Origin of the sequence: Shewanella benthica KT99 (assembly GCF_000172075.1) — a bacterium.
Classification (GTDB): domain Bacteria; phylum Pseudomonadota; class Gammaproteobacteria; order Enterobacterales; family Shewanellaceae; genus Shewanella; species Shewanella benthica_A.
Genome location: NZ_ABIC01000003.1, coordinates 62,120 through 81,339, shown reverse-complemented (window position 1 = coordinate 81,339; position 19,220 = coordinate 62,120). Strand labels below are relative to the sequence as shown.

Here is a 19,220-nt window from a genome sequence, read left to right as displayed (position 1 = left end):
TCACAGTTATTGATTTAAGGTGAACTTTTGTTGATGAGTTCTGTCATAATATTTGGCTATCACTCCACAGAGGGTGAGAACCATCATGGACACTCTAATCTAGAGTAAATCGCGCAGGGACCACTCCATAGTTTTGGATGCAGAGCTTTGGACTTTAATACTAGGTAAATTTTGGGTGCTCTATGGCCTCTCGTCTTTCTTTTTTGGGTCCCTTTAGATCCATTTTAATTTTCTGCTTAATGGCATTAATTATCGTCACCCTGAGTCGTATAGGTTTAGGGCTCTGGCAAATCGAACGTGTTTCGGCCGTGGATGGCTGGTCACATCTCTTGCTTCAGGGCCTAAGGGTGGATCTGGCTACCTTATGCTGGTTGTGGGGTATTGCAGCCCTAGGTACAGCCATTTTTTCCGGTGATCACGCTATTGGTCGTGGTTGGAAGCAGATATTACGTATCTGGCTGACGCTAGGACTCTGGCTGATTCTCTTCCTGGAAGTCTCATCTCCCTCGTTTATTCAAGAATATGGTGTTCGGCCAAACCGTCTCTATGTCGAATATCTTATCTATCCCAAAGAGGTGTTTTCCATGCTCTGGGGGGGGCGTAAGCTTGAGGTGATCTTTGGTTTCCTTGTCAGCGGTGCAACTCTTTTTGGTGGCTGGAAGCTCAGTGGCTACTTGCTGCGAAATCTCACCTATTCGCGCTGGTTCTGGCGTCCGGTTATCGCTGTAGCTGTGATTGTGCTGACCTTGATCGGTGCCCGTTCGAGTTTAGGCCATAGACCGCTTAACCCTGCGCTGGTTGCTTTTGCCGATGATCCTCTGGTTAACTCTCTGGTGGTTAACTCTGCATATTCCCTCTTTTTCGCCATCAATCAAATGGGCAATGAAGCTAATGCCGCTAAAATTTATGGTCACATGGATGAGCAGAAAATCATCGACACCATCAGGCGAGAAAGTGGTCGAGATCTAAGTGCATTTCCGTTAGCGGCAGCGCCTAGTGTTTCTTTTAATCCTGCCAGTTATCAGGGAAAACCTAAGAACTTGGTGATCATCTTGCAGGAAAGTCTGGGCGCTCGCTTCGTGGGGAATCTGGGCGGCCTGCCTTTGACGCCAAATATAGATGCGCTCTCTAAGGAGGGCTGGTCATTTGAGAATCTCTACGCCACAGGGACACGTTCGGTGCGCGGCATCGAAGCCATCACTACTGGTTTTACGCCTACGCCGGCGCGCTCGGTGGTTAAGTTAGGCAAGAGCCAACAGGGTTTCTTCTCTATTGCCGAGCTATTGAAAAACCATGGTTATGAGACTCAGTTTATCTATGGTGGAGAGAGTCATTTCGATAACATGAAAAGTTTCTTCCTTGGAAATGGTTTCAGTAATATTGTCGATGAAGATGATTATGACAATCCCTCTTTTGTGGCTTCCTGGGGGGTATCTGACGAAGACCTTCTGCGCCGGGCAGATCGGGAGTTTAGGAAATTCCATAAACAGGGTAAGCCATTTTTCAGTTTAGTATTTAGCTCTAGCAATCACGAACCCTTCGAGTTTCCTGATGGTAAGATTGAGCTCTATGAGCAGCCAAAACAGACGGTGAATAATGCGGTTAAATATGCGGATTATGCCCTAGGAGAGTTTTTCAAATTAGCTAAGAAGTCAGATTACTGGAAAGATACGCTATTTTTGATCGTGGCCGATCATGATAGCCGTGTCGGTGGTGCCAGCTTGGTACCGATTTCTCGCTTCAGGATCCCCGGAATTATTTTGGGTGATGGCATCGAGCCCAAGAAAGACCAGCGAGTGGTGAGTCAGATCGATATGCCGCCGACACTGTTGTCTTTGATTGGCATATCTGACAGCTACCCCATGTTAGGGCAAGACTTGACTCGAGTCAGGGATGATTGGCCTGGACGCGCCTTGATGCAGTACAACCAGAACATGGCATATATGCGCGGCAATGATGTGGTGGTATTGCAGCCGGAGCGCGAAGCCGCTGGCTTCGAGTATGACTTCGATACTGAGATGCTCAGTGCAAAACCTCAATCGGATGAGATGAAACAAGCGGCTTTATCTTGGGCGTTATGGGGTAGCATGGCTTATCAAAAGGGCTTGTATAGGAGTGCTTCACCGCAAGAGAGACTAGCGTTTAAGCAGGATAAGTATGATGCTAAACAGTAGCTGGCCTTGGAAGATGAGAAAAACAATACGACTAGCCAAGCGAGTGAAGTGTTACTGCGCTAAATAAAAGATGAGATAGCAGGCTCCGTTTTTGGAAGAGCCTGCTGTTGATAGAAGCTGGTTATATGCAGGGAAACCGCCTGATAAAATGCTTTACTCTGACCTACTAGCTCACTCTTTTGAGGCTGGTTTTGTTGGTGGTTACTTGCAGAGTTCGGTTGCTGGGCAATGCGAATATCACGTCTGTTTAGCGCGGGTCTTCCTCTGAGGGGATCTCTGACTATGTTGGCTACTCGAGTCGGATTCTCTGCTTCTTTTTGTTGTTTTTCTTGCTGTTGCTGTCCACCGCCTTGGTGTTTTCCCAGCAGTCGCTCATTGATCCTGGCTTGTATCTCTGGTTGTTCGGCCGTGCGCTCGTGTTGCGGAGTGAAAGGACGTTCTTTGTGGCTCTTGACTAGTTCAGGTGTTGGTACGATAGACGGTCTTTGCTGGCTATCCACGCGCGCGGCATCGGTAGCGGGATTTGTCGTCGCTATTGGTACCTGAGGATAGTTTGTGACCACTAACATAGCTAGCTCCTTAACTTCTATGGTTAAATAATAACCGCTATGAGGTTAAAGATAAAGCTATGTTAGCCTGTTGAGAGTTTAATTTGAAATTTCTTCTATCCAAGTTACAAAACCTGCTAAAAATTCATCTTTGTGAGAGATAAAGGGCGCGTGAGAAGCCTTCGGCAGTATGATATCTTGGTAAATCGTGTCATTCAACGGCATTAGAGGAGGTACGCGTCTGGGGACGAGTCTATCTAACCGACCCCAGATCCTCAGCCAAGGTAAGTTAATTTTATCTAGCTTAGGTCTGAGATCGACACATTCCAGCATATTTAATCCCTGAACCAGAGCGCGGGAGTCTGGAAGTGGCCTTGAGAGCAGCAAGTTTTTAAGTTGCTTGATATCTGCTTTCGCCGTTGTGCTGCCCATTGCCTGAATCGCCAGGAATCGTTCGATCGTCTTACCAAGATCTTTATGCAGGGATTCACCAAATTGAGACAGGACTTGGGGGGGGATCCCCGGCCATTTCTCCTCTTCTCTGGCCATAAAGCAGGGGGATGAAGCTATGGTGACCAGTCCTCTGACTCTGCCCGGATAGTTTAGCGCCGCTAATGTAGCTAAGAGTCCTCCCAGAGACCAACCTACCCAGATTGCCTTATCGGGGAGGCGGGTTATCAGTGCCTCCAGCCAATCGTAAATATCGCCTGCTATGGCTGAGCTATAGCCAAAGCCGGGCAGGTCCACATAGTGCACCCTATACTCAGATAGAGACGGGTGAAGTGGCGTAAAGACTGCGCTGTTCATTCCCCAGCCGTGAAGCATGACAATTTGCGGAGCAGATACCGGGCCTATAGACTCTATATGCAGTTGTGCTTGACTCACTTATCTACCTCTATAGTGGGAAATTGATGAAAACAGCTAAGCTCACTAGACTACAACCTTATGGAGAGAAAACCCTACAGAGGGGGCTTGCATGGGTGAAGCAGTGGCTGGCCGCAAGTTTACCCAATCGTTGTCTTATGTGCCATCAAAGCGTGACTCTTCCACGCACCGGGATCTGTGCTACATGTTTAAATTCTGGTCTCTACCAACAGCCGGTGTGCTTAGGTTGTGGACGCGGTTTACAGTTCCAATCGCGCTATTGTGGAGCATGCCAATCAACTGAGCCCCTGCTGGTTATCTCTCCTTGTAGTTATCATCAAGGTTTAGGCCGCTGGGTCGGTTTAATCAAGTATCGAGCCCAGTTTGCTGGACTGCCCGCCTTATCCGGTGCACTCATCGCGCGTATTTATAAATTAGAAACCGCAGGATTAATCCAACGCCCTCAAGTACTGGTGCCTGTGCCGTTACATAAGAGGCGGCTAAAGGCACGTGGTTTCAATCAGGCCTGGATAATTGCCGATACTCTTAGCAAACTGCTCAATATCCCCATCGAGACTCATGGTCTAGTGAGATGTTTAGACACTCAATCTCAGGCTGGGTTAACCGGCAAGCAGAGACGTAACAATCTTAACAATGCCTTTTATCTTGATGATGATTTTCCCTATCAACGTATCGCCTTGATCGATGATGTGGTGACGACAGGCACCACGGCAAAAGAGATCGCCTCCTTGTTCGAGAGGCGACATATTCATGTGCAGGTATGGTGTTTGGCGAGAGCAGAAGCACCAGGACTCTTAGATTAGGTAAATAATTAGAAATAGAGCAGAACCTAGTTCCTAGGAACTAGGACCTGCTATTAATCCAATGCGGGGACGAAATAGAGGGCATTGGCGTAGATCTTCTCTGAGCCTAGCCAGATGTTGCGGAACATCAGGTTATCGGCGAGTCCGACTATGGCGCCTTTTCCTAGAGTCTCCAGGACTATGGCGGGCTTATTAGAAAAACTTGCCTGATATTCCTTGGCCAGATATCCGCTGAGTAGAGGTTCATCGGCGTATTTAGCCGCGACGGTGAAGGGGGTCGAGCTGGTGGTTAAGCCAATCGCCATATTTTTTAATATGGGGAGTCTGTTGCCTCTAATGCCGAAGCTTATTGGATTACTGGGGTCGAGTTTTAGCTCCACTATGGCGCCGCCTATGGATTGACGGGCGGCTAGCTTCTCCTTATCGCTATAGCTTAAACCTCTGGTATCGAATAACTGTTTATAGAAACGTTTATCCTTGACGTCACTCTTGAGCAGGTTGTTTTTATTTAACCAAGTTAATGCGCCTTTCTGTGCGATCACTGTGCCACCATCTGAGGTGAATTGGCCTAGTTTTCTGGCAAACGTCTTGTTTAAAGAGGAGTAAGTACCATCGACCATGATCACATGTGTGTATTGGTTTAAGTTTACTTTGGAAATATGATCCACATCGACCAAGGTCACAGGTACAGCAAGTTTGCTGTCTAAGTAATTCCACAGCTCGCCGACTTCGGAGGCATCGGTACCTCGACCGGTAATTAACAGAGGTTTTATGGGTTTTATTACCTTGAAACTAGGGCTGCCCATGTCGATGCCAGATATGGCGGCGCTGGTGGTGACTGGATACAAGGTCAGTGGATATTGTTCGCTCAGTTTAACCAGCTTGTTATTGATCTCAACCATCGAAAATCCGGGCTGTTTTAGTGGTATTTGCAAGGAACCAGCAGGAAATGTCTGAGCCTTTCCAGTGACTTCTATGGTAAAGGGTTTCTTAGCAAATTTGACAGTCACATTATCTTGTAATAAGGCTTGTAGCATGGGGGCTGCAAAATCTTGTTGCCAATTGACGAGTACAGCTACGGCTTGTTTACTCATCTGGAAATTGAACTTAGCGGGAGCGTGGCTGGAAAGTACATCGATATCTAACTTGCTGTTGCGTATCATCTGCAGATGATAGGCGTGTTCTAGATTCCAGCTCGAGACATCATAAAATGTTGGGTCTTTAAACTCTGTGCGGTTATCAAACAGGGCTAAAATAAGACTCTTCTGCGGCTGATTTATCGGAATAAACACGCTGCTATCGGCTGTAAATTCCAGACTTCCTTGGCGAACTGTTTTAGTCAGAAAGTAAAATTTGATCTTGTGTTGGGCCAACACTTGGGTGAGATCTTCAATACGCTCTCGGTTAGCGGGAGCACCAAGAAGGAAGCCTGTTTGACGCCCCCGCTGCAGTACCTTGTCTCGCCCCTGATAAAACTCACTCTGGTATTCAATCAGCTCATGTTTTAATGCCAGACTGCCTTTTAGACTCGATATAGAGGTGGCGAGTTGATTATTGATGGCTTGGCTGAGTCTTAGCTCGCCGTTTTGGGTGATTTGTACCTGTCCTCTGGGGCTAGCTTGTTCGAATAAGATGCCAACTGAGCCGTTGATATCCGGATAAGTTGAGCCTTTACCATAGTAAAAGTCGTCAAATGCCTCGCGACTGAAATAGCTCTGCTTTAACTCATCTAGGGCTGCTCTATGGAAGTGAGCCAGCTTCTCCGTCAGAGCCTGATTAGTCTTTGGGATCGCAGGGTTGGTACGCGATGGAGCCCCAGGTTGGAAGAAGTAGCTTCTATCCCGGCCCATCTCATGAAAGTCTCCTACATAGTGAGGTTGCCATTTATGGAACAGGGCTACCCTACCTCGGGTTTCCGGGTGCCTGAGGAACAAGAGATCACGATTAAGATCGGCGAAATAGTGGTTGGTTCTGCCATTGGGCCAATTTTGCCTGTGTTCCTTATGGTTGCTATCACTGACATCGGTCTGGCCGCGGTAGTTATTGGTCCAGGTTGAAAACCTGTCCATGCCATCCGGGTTCTGACTCGGGGTGATCAATACTATGGCTTCATCGAGCAAGTCTTCGACCCATTCATCTCTGCTGGAGGCCAGAAAGTAACTGAGGGCCAAGGCTGCATGGACACCACTGGCCTCATCTCCATGAATCGAATATGCCAGCCAGATCACTAAGGGGCCATCCTGTGCTGCCCCGGATTTAACGGCTCGACGTTGTGTTAAAATCTGGTCCAAATTTTCCTGATTTTTACTCGAGGTGATAACGGCTGTGAGTTGTTGCCTGGCTTCATGGCTCTGCCCCGTATGCTCTATGGATACCTTGGCACTGTCGCGGGCAAGTTGCTGCAGGTAATAATTGACTTGGTCATGACGCAGGTGCCATTGGCCTAACGGGTAGCCTAAGAAGGCGTCCGGCGAGGTGATCTCAGGATCTAAATTCGAATTTGAGATCGAGAGCCCCGTTTGTAGATCTGCAGCTATGACCGGAGAAGTCAGGCTTAGTGAGCAGAATAAGGACAGCAGGAAAAGGCCGGTTTTCAACATATATAGTGATCTTTATACTTGTAATATAAGGTTAAATTATCAGTTGGCGTAGATTATTGCCACAGTTAACGTTAGGTTCTGGTAGAGAAAAAGTCGAATACAACATGACATCCTGCTCAATTTTGCCTCCATTGCACCCTATAAAAGGTCAAAGCAATTTACAAAGGGACTACAAAGCTGACCTGAGTCGGAGTATCATATCTGTATATCTTACTAAAACAGTCAAGTTTTACCAGACGGAGCATGTCTTAATGATCACCATTTCCGATGCAGCTCAGGCTCATTTTGTTACCTTGTTAGCAGATCAGCCTGAAGGAACTCATATTCGTGTATTTGTAATCAGTCCTGGTACTGCTACTGCTGAATGTGGCGTCTCATATTGCCCACCAGATGCTGTCGAAGCCGATGATACTGAGCTAGAGTTTACCGGCTTCAATGCCATGGTCGATGAGAAGAGCGTCCCTTTCCTTGAAGATGCCACTATCGATTTCGTTACCGACCAATTGGGTTCACAACTTACCCTCAAGGCGCCTAATGCCAAGATGCGCAAAGTTAACAGCGATGCCTCACTCAACGAGCGTATCGAATATGTGATTCAGTCCGAAATCAACCCACAACTAGCAAGCCATGGCGGCAACATAATGCTAATGGAAGTGTCTGAAGAAGGCGTGGCTATTCTGCAGTTCGGAGGTGGTTGTAACGGTTGTTCTATGGTCGATGTGACCCTGAAGGATGGAATCGAAAAGCAGTTACTCGAGATGTTCCCAGGTGAACTAACAGGTGTTAAAGACATTACCGAGCACCAGGCTGGCGCGCATTCGTACCAGTAAAGAAAGTTTCTAGATTCGAGGGCTTAGGCCCTAATATCTAGGTTTTAAATAGTAAGAAAAAAGCGAGTAGGCTAATAACCGACTCGCTTTTTTAATGTCTGTGGATAATGCCGAGATGCAGGTTATGCTGGTTATTGCACCCTGCATAACCTGCATCTCCGCCATATATGGCGGTCAGATGGGGCTACGCTGTAGGACCGGCTTTAACCGGGAGGGAATAAATCCATAAACCTCGGGGCTAAAGACCCCTCCTACATCTGCTAGAACTCTGCATCTCTCAATTTATAACGATAATGCAGTGTTAGGGTTATGCTTCTGGCTAGCATGAAGCAGCTCATGGCGGCCCATAGTGCATGGTTGCCATTGTCTTGCAGGAAAAACCATACCGGGAAAAATACGCCAAAGGTCGAGATGATCATGCTATTGCGCATCACCTTGCCCTTAGCTGCCCCGATGTAGACGCCATCGAAGAGATAAGAGCCGAAGGAGAGAATAGGGAGTAACACAATCCAAAATAGATATTCATCGGCGACCGAGCGCACGGCTTCAATGTTGGTCAGCATCTTGATGATACTTTCTCCGCCAAAGGCGAACACTAAGGTGAATAAGAGCGCCGAGATGGCCGACCAGAACCAGGCCAGAGTGACGGTCTCTCGCATCTTAGTCTTATTTTTCTGGCCATAGGCCTTACCCACTTCGGCCTCGGCGTAATAGGCTATACCGTCGAGGGCATAGCTTATTAGTAGTAAGAGATTGAGTAGTATGGCATTGGCTGCGACTGTATTGTCCCCCAGACTGGCACCCTGAAATGTCATAAATGCGAAGGCGATCTGCAAGCAGAGACTACGAACGAATATGTCGGCATTGAGTCTGAGTAATTTATGATAGCTGGCTAAGCTGAGATTGTTACACAGCTTGAAAAAGTCGAAACCACCCGTTTTCTGAACTTGTTTATAGACCATAGTTAAGGCAACCAGGAAGCCTGCAATATCGGCAATCACAGAGGCCAGGGCGGCCCCTTGAACCCCCCAGCCCAGACCGAGGACGAACAGTAGATCCAGGCCAATATTAGCTAAGTTAGCGACGATTAACTGCCACATGGCGGCCTTAGGTTGCTGCCTGCCAAGTAGCCAGCCTAATAGCACCAGATTGAGCAGGGCGAAGGGTGTTGACCAGATCCTTATTTCAAAATATTCCCGGGTATACCTCTGCACCTCGAGACTCGCATCGGTGAGCATAAGGGCTGTATTGAGAATGGGGAGTTGCAGAAGTACCGCGCTTAGTCCTAAAATAAGCGCTAAACTGCCGGCTTGTAGCAGTAATTTATATTGAGCTTGTGTGTCTCCTGCGCCATAAGACTGGGCGACGAGCCCTGTGGTTGCCATGCGCAGAAAGCCCAGCATCCAAAGAATTAGGGTGATAATAGTTGATCCAACGGCGACCCCGCCCAGGTAATAGGCATTGCTTAGGTGGCCCACGACTGCGGTGTCTACTAGGCCAAGCAGAGGCACAGTGATATTGGACAATATCATGGGCAGGGCGAGTGCCAGTAGCTGTCTGTTTTTCTGTTTGTTACGGATCAGTTCGACAGGGGTCATATCATCTCAGAGGTTTTAATTATGTTTAAGAATGTCATGATAACCCTGCTGGTGTTATTCAGTTTATCCTTGCAGGCCTTCACGGCTCGGGCCGCGGTGATCTTACAGTATCACCATGTGTCGGAGGAAACTCCGGCCATCACCAGTGTGACACCTGCTCAGTTCAAGGAACAGATGCAGTACCTGATCGATAATGACTTTATCGTGACGCCCTTGTCTCTGGTTGTGGACGCGATTCGAAATCAAACACCGATAGCGGAAAATACTGTGGTGATCACCTTCGATGATGGCTACAAGAGCATTGCCGAGACGGCACATCCCATCTTAAAGGAATACGGTTTTCCCTACACGCTATTTGTCTCGATTGAGCCTATCAAGGCTAAATACAGTGAGATGATGAGCTGGGAGGAGTTGCTCCAACTGTCGAAAGAGGGAGCCGAGATAGCCAATCATAGCTGGGGGCACGAACATCTTATTCGTCAGTTGCAAGGAGAATCTGAAGCTCAATGGATGTTGCGTATCGAGACGAATATTCTCGAGACCGAAGCCGAAATTAGTAAGGCCACAGGACAAGATCATAAGATGTTGGCTTATCCCTATGGTGAATATAATCAGGCTCTCGAGGATATGCTCAGTCGTAATGGCTTTGTCGGCTTAGGTCAGCAGTCTGGTGCTGCCGGGGCATACTCGTCTCTGACGGCCCTGCCGCGTTTTCCCGTTGCGGGGGTCTATGCCGATCTCGCTAGCCTCAAAGTGAAGATGCACAGTTTGAATATGCCAGTCTTATCGATAATGCCTAGCGATCCTGAGCTTAAAGATGGAAATTGGCGACCCGAGCTCAAGCTCGCTCTGGATATGAGTGATATCTACCCCCACCTGATGATGTGTTTCATTCAGGGCCAAGGTGCTAAGAAGCCGCTCTGGTTGAGTGAAAACGAGTTCTCCATTCGTGCCGAATTTGATCTGCCACCAGGAAGATCAAGATATAATTGCACCGTGCCAAGCAAGACCAAGTCTGGTTACTACTGGTTCTCTCAGGCCTGGGTGCGGCCAAAAGATGATGGTTCATGGAGACAGGAATAGGATTTATGATGCTGCGTTGGTTGTAGGGCCGGCTTTAGCCGGGAGAGGAACATTTTTTGCGCATCGGGGCTAAAGCCCCTCCTACAGAGCCTTACTCGTTTCCGTCTTCAACAGGAATAACAGTTTTTGCGGGATTTTATCCAGATGCATCTGCTCATGGTGGGCGTCCAAATCTACCGAGGCTCCTGGCATACCCCATATTACCGAGCTAGCCTCATCTTGGGCGATAGTGTAAGAGCCATTATTTTTCAGGTTCAGTAATCCTTTGGCACCATCTTTGCCCATCCCTGTCAGAATTATGCCTATGGTAGATTTGGCGGCAGACTCGGCGACACTATTAAACAGCACGTCCACGGAAGGCTTGTGGCGGTTAACGGGGTCGCTGTCGACGAGTCTGGTGAAGAGTAAGCCGCCTTTACGTTCGATGACCATGTGCTTGTTGCCGGGGGCCAGGTAGGCGGTTCCCGGCTTGAGTTGTTCTCCTCCCTGAGCCTCTATCACTTTCATCGCACAATTGTTATTCAGACGCTTGGCAAATGAGGTGCTAAATGCTGCCGGAATATGTTGAGCTATCACTACTGGTGGTGTGTTCGATGGCATTCGCATGAGTACACTCTGGATCGCTTCGGTGCCGCCGGTGGAAGCCCCGATGGCGATGAGTCTATTACTGAGCATTTCACCATTAAGCGGCTTAATCGTCGGAGCCGATAGGGACCTTGGGCGCGCCTTACTCCTGTAGGCGAGGCGAACCTTGTCTATGAGTTCTTGCTTATAGCCTATAAGTTGATGGGTGAGATCAGACTTAGGTTTAGAGATAAAGTCGACAGCGCCTATCGACAGCGCCTCTAAAGTAACTGCTGCCCCCTTGGCCGTTAGGGTCGATACCATGATCACGGGCATCGGCCTGAGCTTCATGATATTCTTTAAAAAGGCGATACCGTCCATTTTGGGCATTTCGATATCTAAGGTCAGCACATCTGGATTGAATTTCTTGATTAGATCGCGCGCCTCATAGGGATCTTCTGCGGTGGCGACCACCTTGATATCGTCGGCATCGTTTAACAGATGGCTGAGCAATTGCCTTACCAGTGGGGAGTCATCGATCACTAACACGCTAATCATAGTTTAATCCTTGTGGTCTAATCTGCATCCTGGTTTGGGTCATCTTTTTATCGCCATAATCTTGCTAGTCTTACCCCGTAAGGGCTTTTTTTCTTTCGCCAGAAACCTTGGCATGACCGCCTCGCAGTGGCTGATATATTGTTTGTCCTATAAGCTCGAATTCATCTGATAAATTTGTCAGAGTCTCGCTGTGTCCGATGAAGAGTAGTCCGTCCGGAGCGAGCAGTTTTCTAAATTTAGCGATAATCTTGGCCTTGGTTTCATTATCGAAATAGATGAGCACATTACGACAAAAAATCACATCGAAGAGACCTGCCATGGGCCACTTTTGTAACAGGTTGAGTTGTTTGAAGTGGATCTTCTTCTGGATACTCTGTTTCATCTGGATGCCATCTGGGGACGTTTTTATATACTTTTTACGATATCGAGCCGGTAGATCTGTAATGCTGTCCTCGGAATAGCACCCTTTAGCGGCCTTGTTAAGCACGTTAGTATCGAGATCCGTGGCCAGTATTTTTAGATCCCACTCGGCTCCGGAAAAATGTTCTGCCAGAGTCATGGCGATACTGTAAGGTTCTTCGCCAGTTGAGCAGGCTGAAGACCAGATCCGTAAACGTTTATTTCGTCGTTTTCTCCATAGTGGTGCTATCTCTTTATCCAGGTAGTTGAAATGGTGTTCCTCTCTGAAGAAGGCGGTCAAGTTAGTGGTCAATGCGTTGACAAAATTCATTAATTCATCAGGATCGCTCTGCACATGGTCACAATATTGATTGAAGTTTTCCAAGCCCAAATGACGCAGGCGTCTGCTTAATCTGGAATAGACCATATGCTTCTTTCTTTCCGGGAGAAGGATACCCGTCTCTTCATAAGCAAGGCTCTGAATAAAATCGAAGTTTTGTTTTGTCATAGAAAATTCCTTTTCGTCTATGATCTCCAATGTCGATACCTCCTTTGTTGTAATGTCTGAATTAAATCACCTGCAGTCATAGAAGATAGACAGACCTTGCATGAAAACAAGGCCTGTCTATGTATCAACTCTTAGCAGCTATGAAACTCACTTGTTAAAACTCGTTCCACTCCTCTTTGCTTATGCTGAGATTACCGTGGGTGTCTCCCGAGACTAGGGCCAGTGGTGCGGATGCCATACCTGAGCTTGTACTTCCATTGGTCTGGAAGAAGCCAAGCTGGGTCTTCATGTTCCTGGCTTGGTCTGCCATGGTTTCACCTGCTGCCGAGACCTGCTCCACCAGTGCGGCGTTCTGCTGGGTCATCTCATCCATCTGTGAGATAGCCTTATTGACCTCTTGAATACCAGCAGACTGCTGATCCGAGGCGATACTTATCTGGCTTATCATGTCGGCGACTTTAGTGACCGCCTGCACGATATCTTCCAGGGTTTCACCTGACTGGTTCACTAATTGGGTACCGTCGGTTACCTTGTCCACACTGTCGCGAATTAGCTCCTTGATCTCCTTGGCGGCGCCAGCACTTCGTTGAGCAAGATTACGCACCTCGCCAGCCACAACGGCGAAGCCGCGTCCCTGCTCGCCCGCTCGTGCAGCCTCTACGGCGGCGTTAAGTGCGAGTAGGTTGGTCTGGAAGGCTATCTCATCGATAACCCCGATAATATCGGAGATCCGTTTACTAGAGGCGTTGATGGCTTCCATAGCAGCGACGGCCTGCTCGACCACCTTGCCGCCATGTTTGGCCTTGGAGTTGGCTTCCTGGGCCAGCTCATTAGCCAAGGTGGCATTCTGAGCACTCTGGGTGACTGTCGCCGTCATCTCTTCCATGCTGGACGCTGTCTCTTCCAGAGACGCGGCCTGCTCTTCGGTTCGTTGACTCAAGTCTGCGTTGCCCTGAGCTATCTCTTCTGCGCCAGAGGTTACTGTATTGGCTGACTCGTTGATACCGCCTAAGACCTCGGTGAGTCTCGCTACTGTCGCGTTGGCATCTGTCTGTAGTTTAGCGAATTGACCTTCGTATTCGCCGTTGATCTGACGGGTCAGATCCCCCTTGGCTAAGCCGTCAAACATGTTGACCACATCCGAGATGACATTATCTGCGATACCCACTAAGCGGTTTAGGCCGTTAGAGAGGTTGAGGAAGAAGCCGTCCTTACCTTCGGTGGTGACCCTATGACTCAAGTCACCAGCCGCTGCCGATGAGATGATGGTATCGATCTCATGTTCGATGGCTACTTCTGCGGTGCGATCGGTCCACTCGACGACTGTGCCTATGCGTTCGCCATTGTCATCCTTGATGGGGTTAGCCACCACCTTGAAGGTGCGCCCGCCAATTAATATCTGGCTCGAGTAGGTGGATGTGAGTCCACCTAGCAGACCTCGTTGATGGGCCGGATTCTTATGGAAGTCATCGATATTGACCCCCATAAGGTTATTGGCATCGAAGTTAGGCAGATCTTTTACTATGTCGGATTGTGCATTTCTGAACATGTTACCCACGGCATTGTTCATATAGATGATGTTAAGATCGGCATCTGCCACCATGGTATTGGCGGAGACATTGTCCAGTGCCTGCTTGATGCGGGCATTTTCTGCTGCTAACTGCTGTTCTTCGGCTTCTCGTGCTAGCTTGGCGGTCAAATCTTGCCACTCGACAACTGTGCCGGTGCGCTTGCCATTATCAAACACTGGGGTGGCGATCAGACTGAAAGTGAGATCCGACACCTCTATTTTGGTCTCGAATGTTTCCGTGAGCCTATCCAGCATGCCGCGCTGGTGAGCCGGATTCTGATGGAAGATATCGATATTAGTACCCAATAGTGTTTTCATATCGAAGCTTCTCAGCTCCTGCTGTAGCGTCTTCTCGTTCTTGCCGAACATTTCGTTGAGTGATTCGTTGAGGTAGATGATGTTGTAGTCTGCGTCTGTCATCATCACGTTGGCTTGACACACATCCAAGGCTTGTTTAATTCGTAGGTTCTCACCCGATGTTTTTGCAGTGGTGACTTGCTGTTTTTGAACCGTATCCATCAACTGATTGGCGGCTGATTTTATTTTCTGGAGATCCCCTTTTAAATTAGTGGTAATCCTTTGATCTTGATCTCCGCTAGAAAAGGCACCCATTGTTTCATTAATTGAATTTAGTGCATTTTGTGTCTCATTCATCAAGGCATCAAAGGATTTTGCAGCTTGACCAAATTCCTCAGTTGATTTCACATTTAAACGAATAGAGAAATCACTGTCCTGTTCAACACGACTCATGCCTTCGATTAAATTATTAATCGGTTTAGTCACGGACCTTGTAGTAATAAAGGCGGCAATAGAGCCTAAAATAACGGCTAAAACACTGCCAAAAATGGTCACGAAATCGGTGAAGCTTGCGGTGGATTCTTGCTCCTCTGCACGTACCAAGATTAAAGCAGACTCCTCGGCAATAAAGTCATTTAAAATGGAGCGCATTTCATCCATGTATTGTTTGCCAATTCCTCTTTTAACAAACTCAGTGATTTCACCTTGGTAAGAGTTTTCTCTTAAATCGATGGCTACTAGGACATGATGCTGTAACCATTGACGCTCAATTTTTTCTACTGCGGTAATTCTAGCTACTTGAGTGGGATTATCTGACACCATCTGTTTCGCTTGCTTGGTTAATTCAGCAAAGTCATTTTTACCTTGATCGAATGGTTCTAAAAATTCTTTTTCACCTACAACAAGGTAGCCTCGAACCCCTGTTTCCATATTAACCAAAGACGCGGTAATTGAATTACCAATATCAATGGCCTTATAAGTATGAGTTACCAATTTACTGGTAACCAAAAGCTTAGCTAAACTTCCGTGAACTACGGCAGCAATGGTTAGTATTAATGCTAACGGAATTGCAAACCCTATGGTCAATTTCCATTTCAACTTTAAATTATCAAACATGTGGTTCTCACTTTATATTATCCGTTGACGACCTGTTTATCGGCATCAAGATTATGCATTAACTGCGAAAGTTGCTCTGCTTCAGGTAAGACTTCACTACCGAGTAATCTATTGATATCAAGTAAAATAACCATCTTTTCACCGGCATTGGTCAAGCCTTTGATGAAAGATAGATCTGTGTCTTCACCGAAATTGGGTACGTCACGTACATCGTCATTATTGACGCTGAATACATCGGATACTGCATCGACGACTATGCCTATGACCTTATGTTCGCTAGCTATGGCAACTTTGACCACGATAACCACAGTTGTGGTACCATAATCTAAGACCTCGATGCCGAAGCGTTGGCGGAGATCTATGATGGGGACTATGGTGCCCCGCAAATTAATCACTCCCTTCACATGACTCGGTGCGTTGGGGATCACTGTGGTAGATTCCCAGCCCCGGATCTCCTGTACCGATAGTATTTCGACTCCGTATTCTTCGTTGGCCATGATAAAGGTCAGGTACTGCTGACTGTCTTCATCGTTATCTTGCTTCTGGGGCTGCATATTTTGAATTTGCTCTGTCATCTCGTCAGGCTCCATCTTCCTTAATCTGTTATCTTTAGCGCTATCTAGCGTGTTAATTCTGAGTTTTATTTCATATTGGCAATTAGCTAGTGTGTTAATTCTGAGCCTAGTTAGGCTGCGTGTTCTTTCATATTGGTAATGCCGGCAAGGCTGACTAATCCGGTAACATCTATGATGAGTGCGACCGTGCCATCACCCAGAATCGTGGCGCCAGATACACCAGGGACCTGGCTGTAGTTATCTTCCAGGCTCTTGATGACCACCTGTTGCTGTGACAAGAGTTCATCGACTAGTAGTCCTATCTTCTCGTTATTAGAGTCGACCACCATGACTAGGCCGTCTTTGATCTCTTTGGCATCTGCGGTGTGACAAAACTCTTGGTACACCTTTATCACTGGCAGGTATTCGTTTCTGAGCTGTATCAGTTCATGGCCGTCGCTGAGACGGTTGATTTTGTTAGGCTCGACCTGCAGTGATTCATGAATTGAAACCAGAGGCACCACATAGATATGCCTGCCAACCCTGACAAGCTGGCCATCGAGTATGGCGAGTGTCAGGGGTAACCTGATGGTGAAACGGCTGCCCTTATCTTGGGTGGATTTAAGCTCTATGCTGCCATTGAGTTCATTGATATTTTGCCTGACCACATCCATACCCACACCGCGTCCCGAGAGATCTGAGACAGCATCTACGGTGGAAAAACCTGGCTTGAAGATCAACTTATGGATCGCCTCAGTGCTGAGTTCTTCATCCTGGCCGACGATCCCTTTTTCCCTAGCCTTGCTAAGAATTTTATCGGTATCCAGACCTGCTCCGTCGTCGATGATCTCTATGATGATGCTACCTCCCTGATGAAAGGCGTTGAGTGTGATGGTGCCGACTTCTGATTTGCCTTTGGCGAGGCGTTCTTCCGGTGTTTCCAAACCATGATCTAGTGAGTTACGCACCAGATGCACCATAGGGTCGACGATCTTTTCCATTACAGTCTTGTCCAGTTCGGTATCTTCCCCTTTCAGCACTAAATTAACTTTCTTTCCTAGCTGCTGACCGATATCACGCACGAGCCTAGGGAAACGGTTGAAGGCGAAGCTGATGGGAAGCATGCGGATTTGCATGACGCTCTCTTGCAGATCCCGGGTATGGGTGGCGAGTTGTTCAAGTCCTTGCTTGAGTGATTCGAATGACTCTTCGTTTATCTCATCCTGTTGGCCTATTTGACCAAGCATAGCCTGGGTGATAACGAGTTCACCGACCATATTTATCAGCAGGTCTATCTTGTCTATGCTGACTCGAATCGAGCCGGTCTCAGGGAGCTTAGCCTTTGAGGCTGCCTTAGGTTTTGGCTCTTGGTTAGATGTCTTGGCCTCATCTAATCGTTTACCCCCTACATCATTTTGGACTGTTTCACTCCCTTGCTGCTCCTGAGGAATAGCAACTTCGGTCGATTCTATATTAGATGGTCCACTGTCAGGATTAGCATTTCCATTCATGACTGGGCTGGAGGAATAATTGATGATGCACTCATCTTCGACCCATTCGAATACCTCTTTTAGTCGCTCTAAGGGCTGATCTGTGACGAGTTCGAGTTGCCAGTTGAGGTAACAAGCCTCAGGGTCTATATCATTAAACTCGGGTGACGAATGCTTGGCCAGGTTGACGCTGAGCTCTCCCAATTGCCTGAGCTCGTTGAACATGAGGTAAGGGTCATTACCACAGCGCAGGATATCGATACCCGCCTGAAAATCAATGGCCCAATGTAAGAGACCGGTCGCCTCTTGTTCTACCAATGTGTCGTTACTCGAATCTGACTCTTCAGGAGCCGCTCCTTTAGTACCTTTGGCTATTTCGATAGTAAATTGCTTCTCGAGCTGAGCGAGCAGGGGGTCGTCGAAGTCGATTTTTCGCATCAAGGCATCGAACATGTTTCGCAGCAGATCGACGGAGAGCAGCAGCATGTCTTGATGCTCGTTGGTCATCTGTCTGCGCCCATCACGGATCTCATCGAGCAAGGTCTCCAACAGATGAGTGTAATTAGCAACCTGACTGAAACCGAAAGTGGCACTACCTCCCTTGATGGAATGAGCCGCACGGAAAATAGTGTTGATGGTTTCTTCGTCGGGGTTATTGACGTCGAGATTAAGCAGTTCAGACTCCATGGCGTCTAAGCCTTCTAGACTCTCCTCGAAGAATACCTGACTGAATTGACTGAGATCGATTTCCATATTAAATGTCCGTTAGATCCATCTGATGATTTGGATATTGTTAACCAAGCACCTTACGCACTGTTGCCAGTAGTTGATCCGGGTTGAAGGGCTTAACTATCCAGCCAGTTGCACCTGCGGAGCGGCCTTCTTGTTTCTTCTCTGTACCTGATTCAGTTGTCAGCATTAGCAAGGGGGTAAATTTATAGTTCGGCAAGGTGAGTAGATTACGAATTAGGGTGAGACCATCCATGATTGGCATATTCACATCTGAGATGACCAGATCGTATTCGCTTTGTTGGGCTGCTTTTAAGGCCTCGTCTCCATTACAGGCCTCTGTGACATCGAAGCCCGCCGTTTTTAGGGTGAAACAGACCATCTGACGCATGGAAGCCGAGTCATCTACCGCGAGTATTTGTTTCATCGTTACTTTTCCTCATCCAGTTCGGCTTTTAGCTCTGGGATGGCTATTTCTGGAATGTTAATACCCAGATTGTCTAAATTGATTTGAAGTTCTGGCTGACAGTTTAGCCAGTCGACTCTTAATGAGCGTGATGCACATGTTTGGGAAAATAGATAGAGGAGCTGGGCCCCGGCAGTATCGACCCTGGTCAACAGGCTTGCATCTATATGCAACTCTTTGTCATGGGTTAATAGTTCTGATAGTTGTGCGAAAATGGGCTGAATATTTCGAATAGTTAATTCAGAATCCAATTTAATTGTTTGTTGCGACATTTAATTTTCCTTTGGATCGCTTTCTTCATCCCTGCAAGATCAAAAGATAGTCGGCAAACTTGAGTATTTCCTCTTTTATTGGTGTTTTTTTGATTATTTAGCCGAGAAATAGAATAGAGAGACGGGTAAGTAAATGCCATTCAAGTTAGATAGTCGTAGGTATGTGTTTTGTCAAA

The 19,220-nt window shown here is 47.4% G+C and carries 15 protein-coding genes; 4 read left to right on the top strand and 11 right to left on the bottom strand.

Features of this window, described 5'->3' with window-relative positions:
* The first annotated feature begins 182 nt into the window (after positions 1-182).
* Positions 183-2,174 (top strand): LTA synthase family protein, encoded by a 1,992-nt coding sequence (locus KT99_RS01875; protein ID WP_050774297.1) that lies wholly within the window; start codon positions 183-185, stop codon positions 2,172-2,174.
* Between the two features lie 59 nt (positions 2,175-2,233).
* Here the strand turns inward: KT99_RS01875 and KT99_RS01870 are convergent, their stop codons facing one another.
* Together KT99_RS01870 and bioH are read right to left on the bottom strand one after the other, a co-directional pair.
* Positions 2,234-2,743: a hypothetical protein gene (locus KT99_RS01870; protein WP_005496420.1), complete on the bottom strand. Its 510-nt coding sequence runs from the start codon at positions 2,741-2,743 to the stop codon at positions 2,234-2,236.
* Positions 2,744-2,821: 78 nt separating this feature from the next.
* Entirely contained in the window at positions 2,822-3,607 is a 786-nt protein-coding gene (gene bioH / locus KT99_RS01865; protein WP_040571480.1) for a pimeloyl-ACP methyl ester esterase BioH, read from the bottom strand.
* 26 nt (positions 3,608-3,633) lie between these two features.
* Between bioH and KT99_RS01860 the strand changes: the two genes are divergently transcribed.
* Positions 3,634-4,410 (top strand): ComF family protein, encoded by a 777-nt coding sequence (locus tag KT99_RS01860; RefSeq protein ID WP_005496418.1) that lies wholly within the window; start codon positions 3,634-3,636, stop codon positions 4,408-4,410.
* A gap of 53 nt (positions 4,411-4,463) precedes the next feature.
* Here KT99_RS01860 and KT99_RS01855 read toward each other — a convergent pair whose 3' ends face one another.
* Positions 4,464-7,010 carry a M14 family zinc carboxypeptidase gene (locus KT99_RS01855; RefSeq protein ID WP_005496416.1) on the bottom strand — a complete coding sequence of 849 codons (2,547 nt, stop codon included), beginning with the start codon at positions 7,008-7,010 and terminating at the stop codon, positions 4,464-4,466.
* A gap of 251 nt (positions 7,011-7,261) precedes the next feature.
* Between KT99_RS01855 and nfuA the strand changes: the two genes are divergently transcribed.
* Positions 7,262-7,840: a Fe-S biogenesis protein NfuA gene (gene nfuA, locus KT99_RS01850; RefSeq protein ID WP_005496415.1), complete on the top strand. Its 579-nt coding sequence runs from the start codon at positions 7,262-7,264 to the stop codon at positions 7,838-7,840.
* 260 nt (positions 7,841-8,100) lie between these two features.
* Here the strand turns inward: nfuA and KT99_RS01845 are convergent, their stop codons facing one another.
* Entirely contained in the window at positions 8,101-9,438 is a 1,338-nt protein-coding gene (locus KT99_RS01845; RefSeq protein WP_005496413.1) for an MATE family efflux transporter, read from the bottom strand.
* 21 nt (positions 9,439-9,459) lie between these two features.
* On the opposite strand from KT99_RS01845, the gene KT99_RS01840 reads away from it, so the two are divergent.
* Positions 9,460-10,521, top strand: a complete 1,062-nt coding sequence (locus KT99_RS01840) for a polysaccharide deacetylase family protein (protein ID WP_005496412.1) — start codon at positions 9,460-9,462, stop codon at positions 10,519-10,521.
* Positions 10,522-10,602: 81 nt separating this feature from the next.
* Here the strand turns inward: KT99_RS01840 and KT99_RS01835 are convergent, their stop codons facing one another.
* The 7 genes from KT99_RS01835 to KT99_RS01805 form a co-directional block, all read right to left on the bottom strand.
* Entirely contained in the window at positions 10,603-11,643 is a 1,041-nt protein-coding gene (locus KT99_RS01835) for a protein-glutamate methylesterase/protein-glutamine glutaminase (protein WP_005496411.1), read from the bottom strand.
* A 70-nt stretch (positions 11,644-11,713) separates the two neighbouring features.
* Positions 11,714-12,550: a CheR family methyltransferase gene (locus KT99_RS01830; RefSeq protein WP_005496410.1), complete on the bottom strand. Its 837-nt coding sequence runs from the start codon at positions 12,548-12,550 to the stop codon at positions 11,714-11,716.
* Positions 12,551-12,704: 154 nt separating this feature from the next.
* Positions 12,705-15,533, bottom strand: coding sequence for a methyl-accepting chemotaxis protein (locus KT99_RS01825; protein ID WP_005496408.1), 2,829 nt, complete (start codon positions 15,531-15,533; stop codon positions 12,705-12,707).
* A 17-nt stretch (positions 15,534-15,550) separates the two neighbouring features.
* The gene (locus KT99_RS01820; RefSeq protein WP_040571496.1) at positions 15,551-16,108 is read right to left on the bottom strand and encodes a chemotaxis protein CheW; all 558 of its coding nucleotides are present in this window, start codon (positions 16,106-16,108) and stop codon (positions 15,551-15,553) included.
* Between the two features lie 110 nt (positions 16,109-16,218).
* On the bottom strand, positions 16,219-18,330 hold the full coding sequence (locus tag KT99_RS01815) for a chemotaxis protein CheA (protein WP_005496404.1): 2,112 nt from the start codon (positions 18,328-18,330) through the stop codon (positions 16,219-16,221).
* Positions 18,331-18,370: 40 nt separating this feature from the next.
* On the bottom strand, positions 18,371-18,733 hold the full coding sequence (locus KT99_RS01810; protein ID WP_005496403.1) for a response regulator: 363 nt from the start codon (positions 18,731-18,733) through the stop codon (positions 18,371-18,373).
* Positions 18,734-18,735: 2 nt separating this feature from the next.
* Positions 18,736-19,044 (bottom strand): STAS domain-containing protein, encoded by a 309-nt coding sequence (locus tag KT99_RS01805; RefSeq protein ID WP_005496402.1) that lies wholly within the window; start codon positions 19,042-19,044, stop codon positions 18,736-18,738.
* Positions 19,045-19,220 lie beyond the last annotated feature (176 nt).

What these genes read in the sequence shown, in the direction of transcription:
- KT99_RS01815 (WP_005496404.1), bottom strand. Translation starts at nt 18,330, where the DNA reads ATGGAAATCGATCTCAGTCAATTCAGTCAGGTATTCTTCGAGGAGAGT.
- KT99_RS01840 (WP_005496412.1), top strand. Translation starts at nt 9,460, where the DNA reads ATGTTTAAGAATGTCATGATAACCCTGCTGGTGTTATTCAGTTTATCC.
- KT99_RS01835 (WP_005496411.1), bottom strand. Translation starts at nt 11,643, where the DNA reads ATGATTAGCGTGTTAGTGATCGATGACTCCCCACTGGTAAGGCAATTG.
- KT99_RS01870 (WP_005496420.1), bottom strand. Translation starts at nt 2,743, where the DNA reads ATGTTAGTGGTCACAAACTATCCTCAGGTACCAATAGCGACGACAAAT.
- KT99_RS01855 (WP_005496416.1), bottom strand. Translation starts at nt 7,010, where the DNA reads ATGTTGAAAACCGGCCTTTTCCTGCTGTCCTTATTCTGCTCACTAAGC.
- KT99_RS01820 (WP_040571496.1), bottom strand. Translation starts at nt 16,108, where the DNA reads ATGACAGAGCAAATTCAAAATATGCAGCCCCAGAAGCAAGATAACGAT.
- KT99_RS01830 (WP_005496410.1), bottom strand. Translation starts at nt 12,550, where the DNA reads ATGACAAAACAAAACTTCGATTTTATTCAGAGCCTTGCTTATGAAGAG.
- nfuA (WP_005496415.1), top strand. Translation starts at nt 7,262, where the DNA reads ATGATCACCATTTCCGATGCAGCTCAGGCTCATTTTGTTACCTTGTTA.
- KT99_RS01810 (WP_005496403.1), bottom strand. Translation starts at nt 18,733, where the DNA reads ATGAAACAAATACTCGCGGTAGATGACTCGGCTTCCATGCGTCAGATG.
- KT99_RS01825 (WP_005496408.1), bottom strand. Translation starts at nt 15,533, where the DNA reads ATGTTTGATAATTTAAAGTTGAAATGGAAATTGACCATAGGGTTTGCA.
- KT99_RS01875 (WP_050774297.1), top strand. Translation starts at nt 183, where the DNA reads ATGGCCTCTCGTCTTTCTTTTTTGGGTCCCTTTAGATCCATTTTAATT.
- KT99_RS01845 (WP_005496413.1), bottom strand. Translation starts at nt 9,438, where the DNA reads ATGACCCCTGTCGAACTGATCCGTAACAAACAGAAAAACAGACAGCTA.
- KT99_RS01860 (WP_005496418.1), top strand. Translation starts at nt 3,634, where the DNA reads ATGAAAACAGCTAAGCTCACTAGACTACAACCTTATGGAGAGAAAACC.
- KT99_RS01805 (WP_005496402.1), bottom strand. Translation starts at nt 19,044, where the DNA reads ATGTCGCAACAAACAATTAAATTGGATTCTGAATTAACTATTCGAAAT.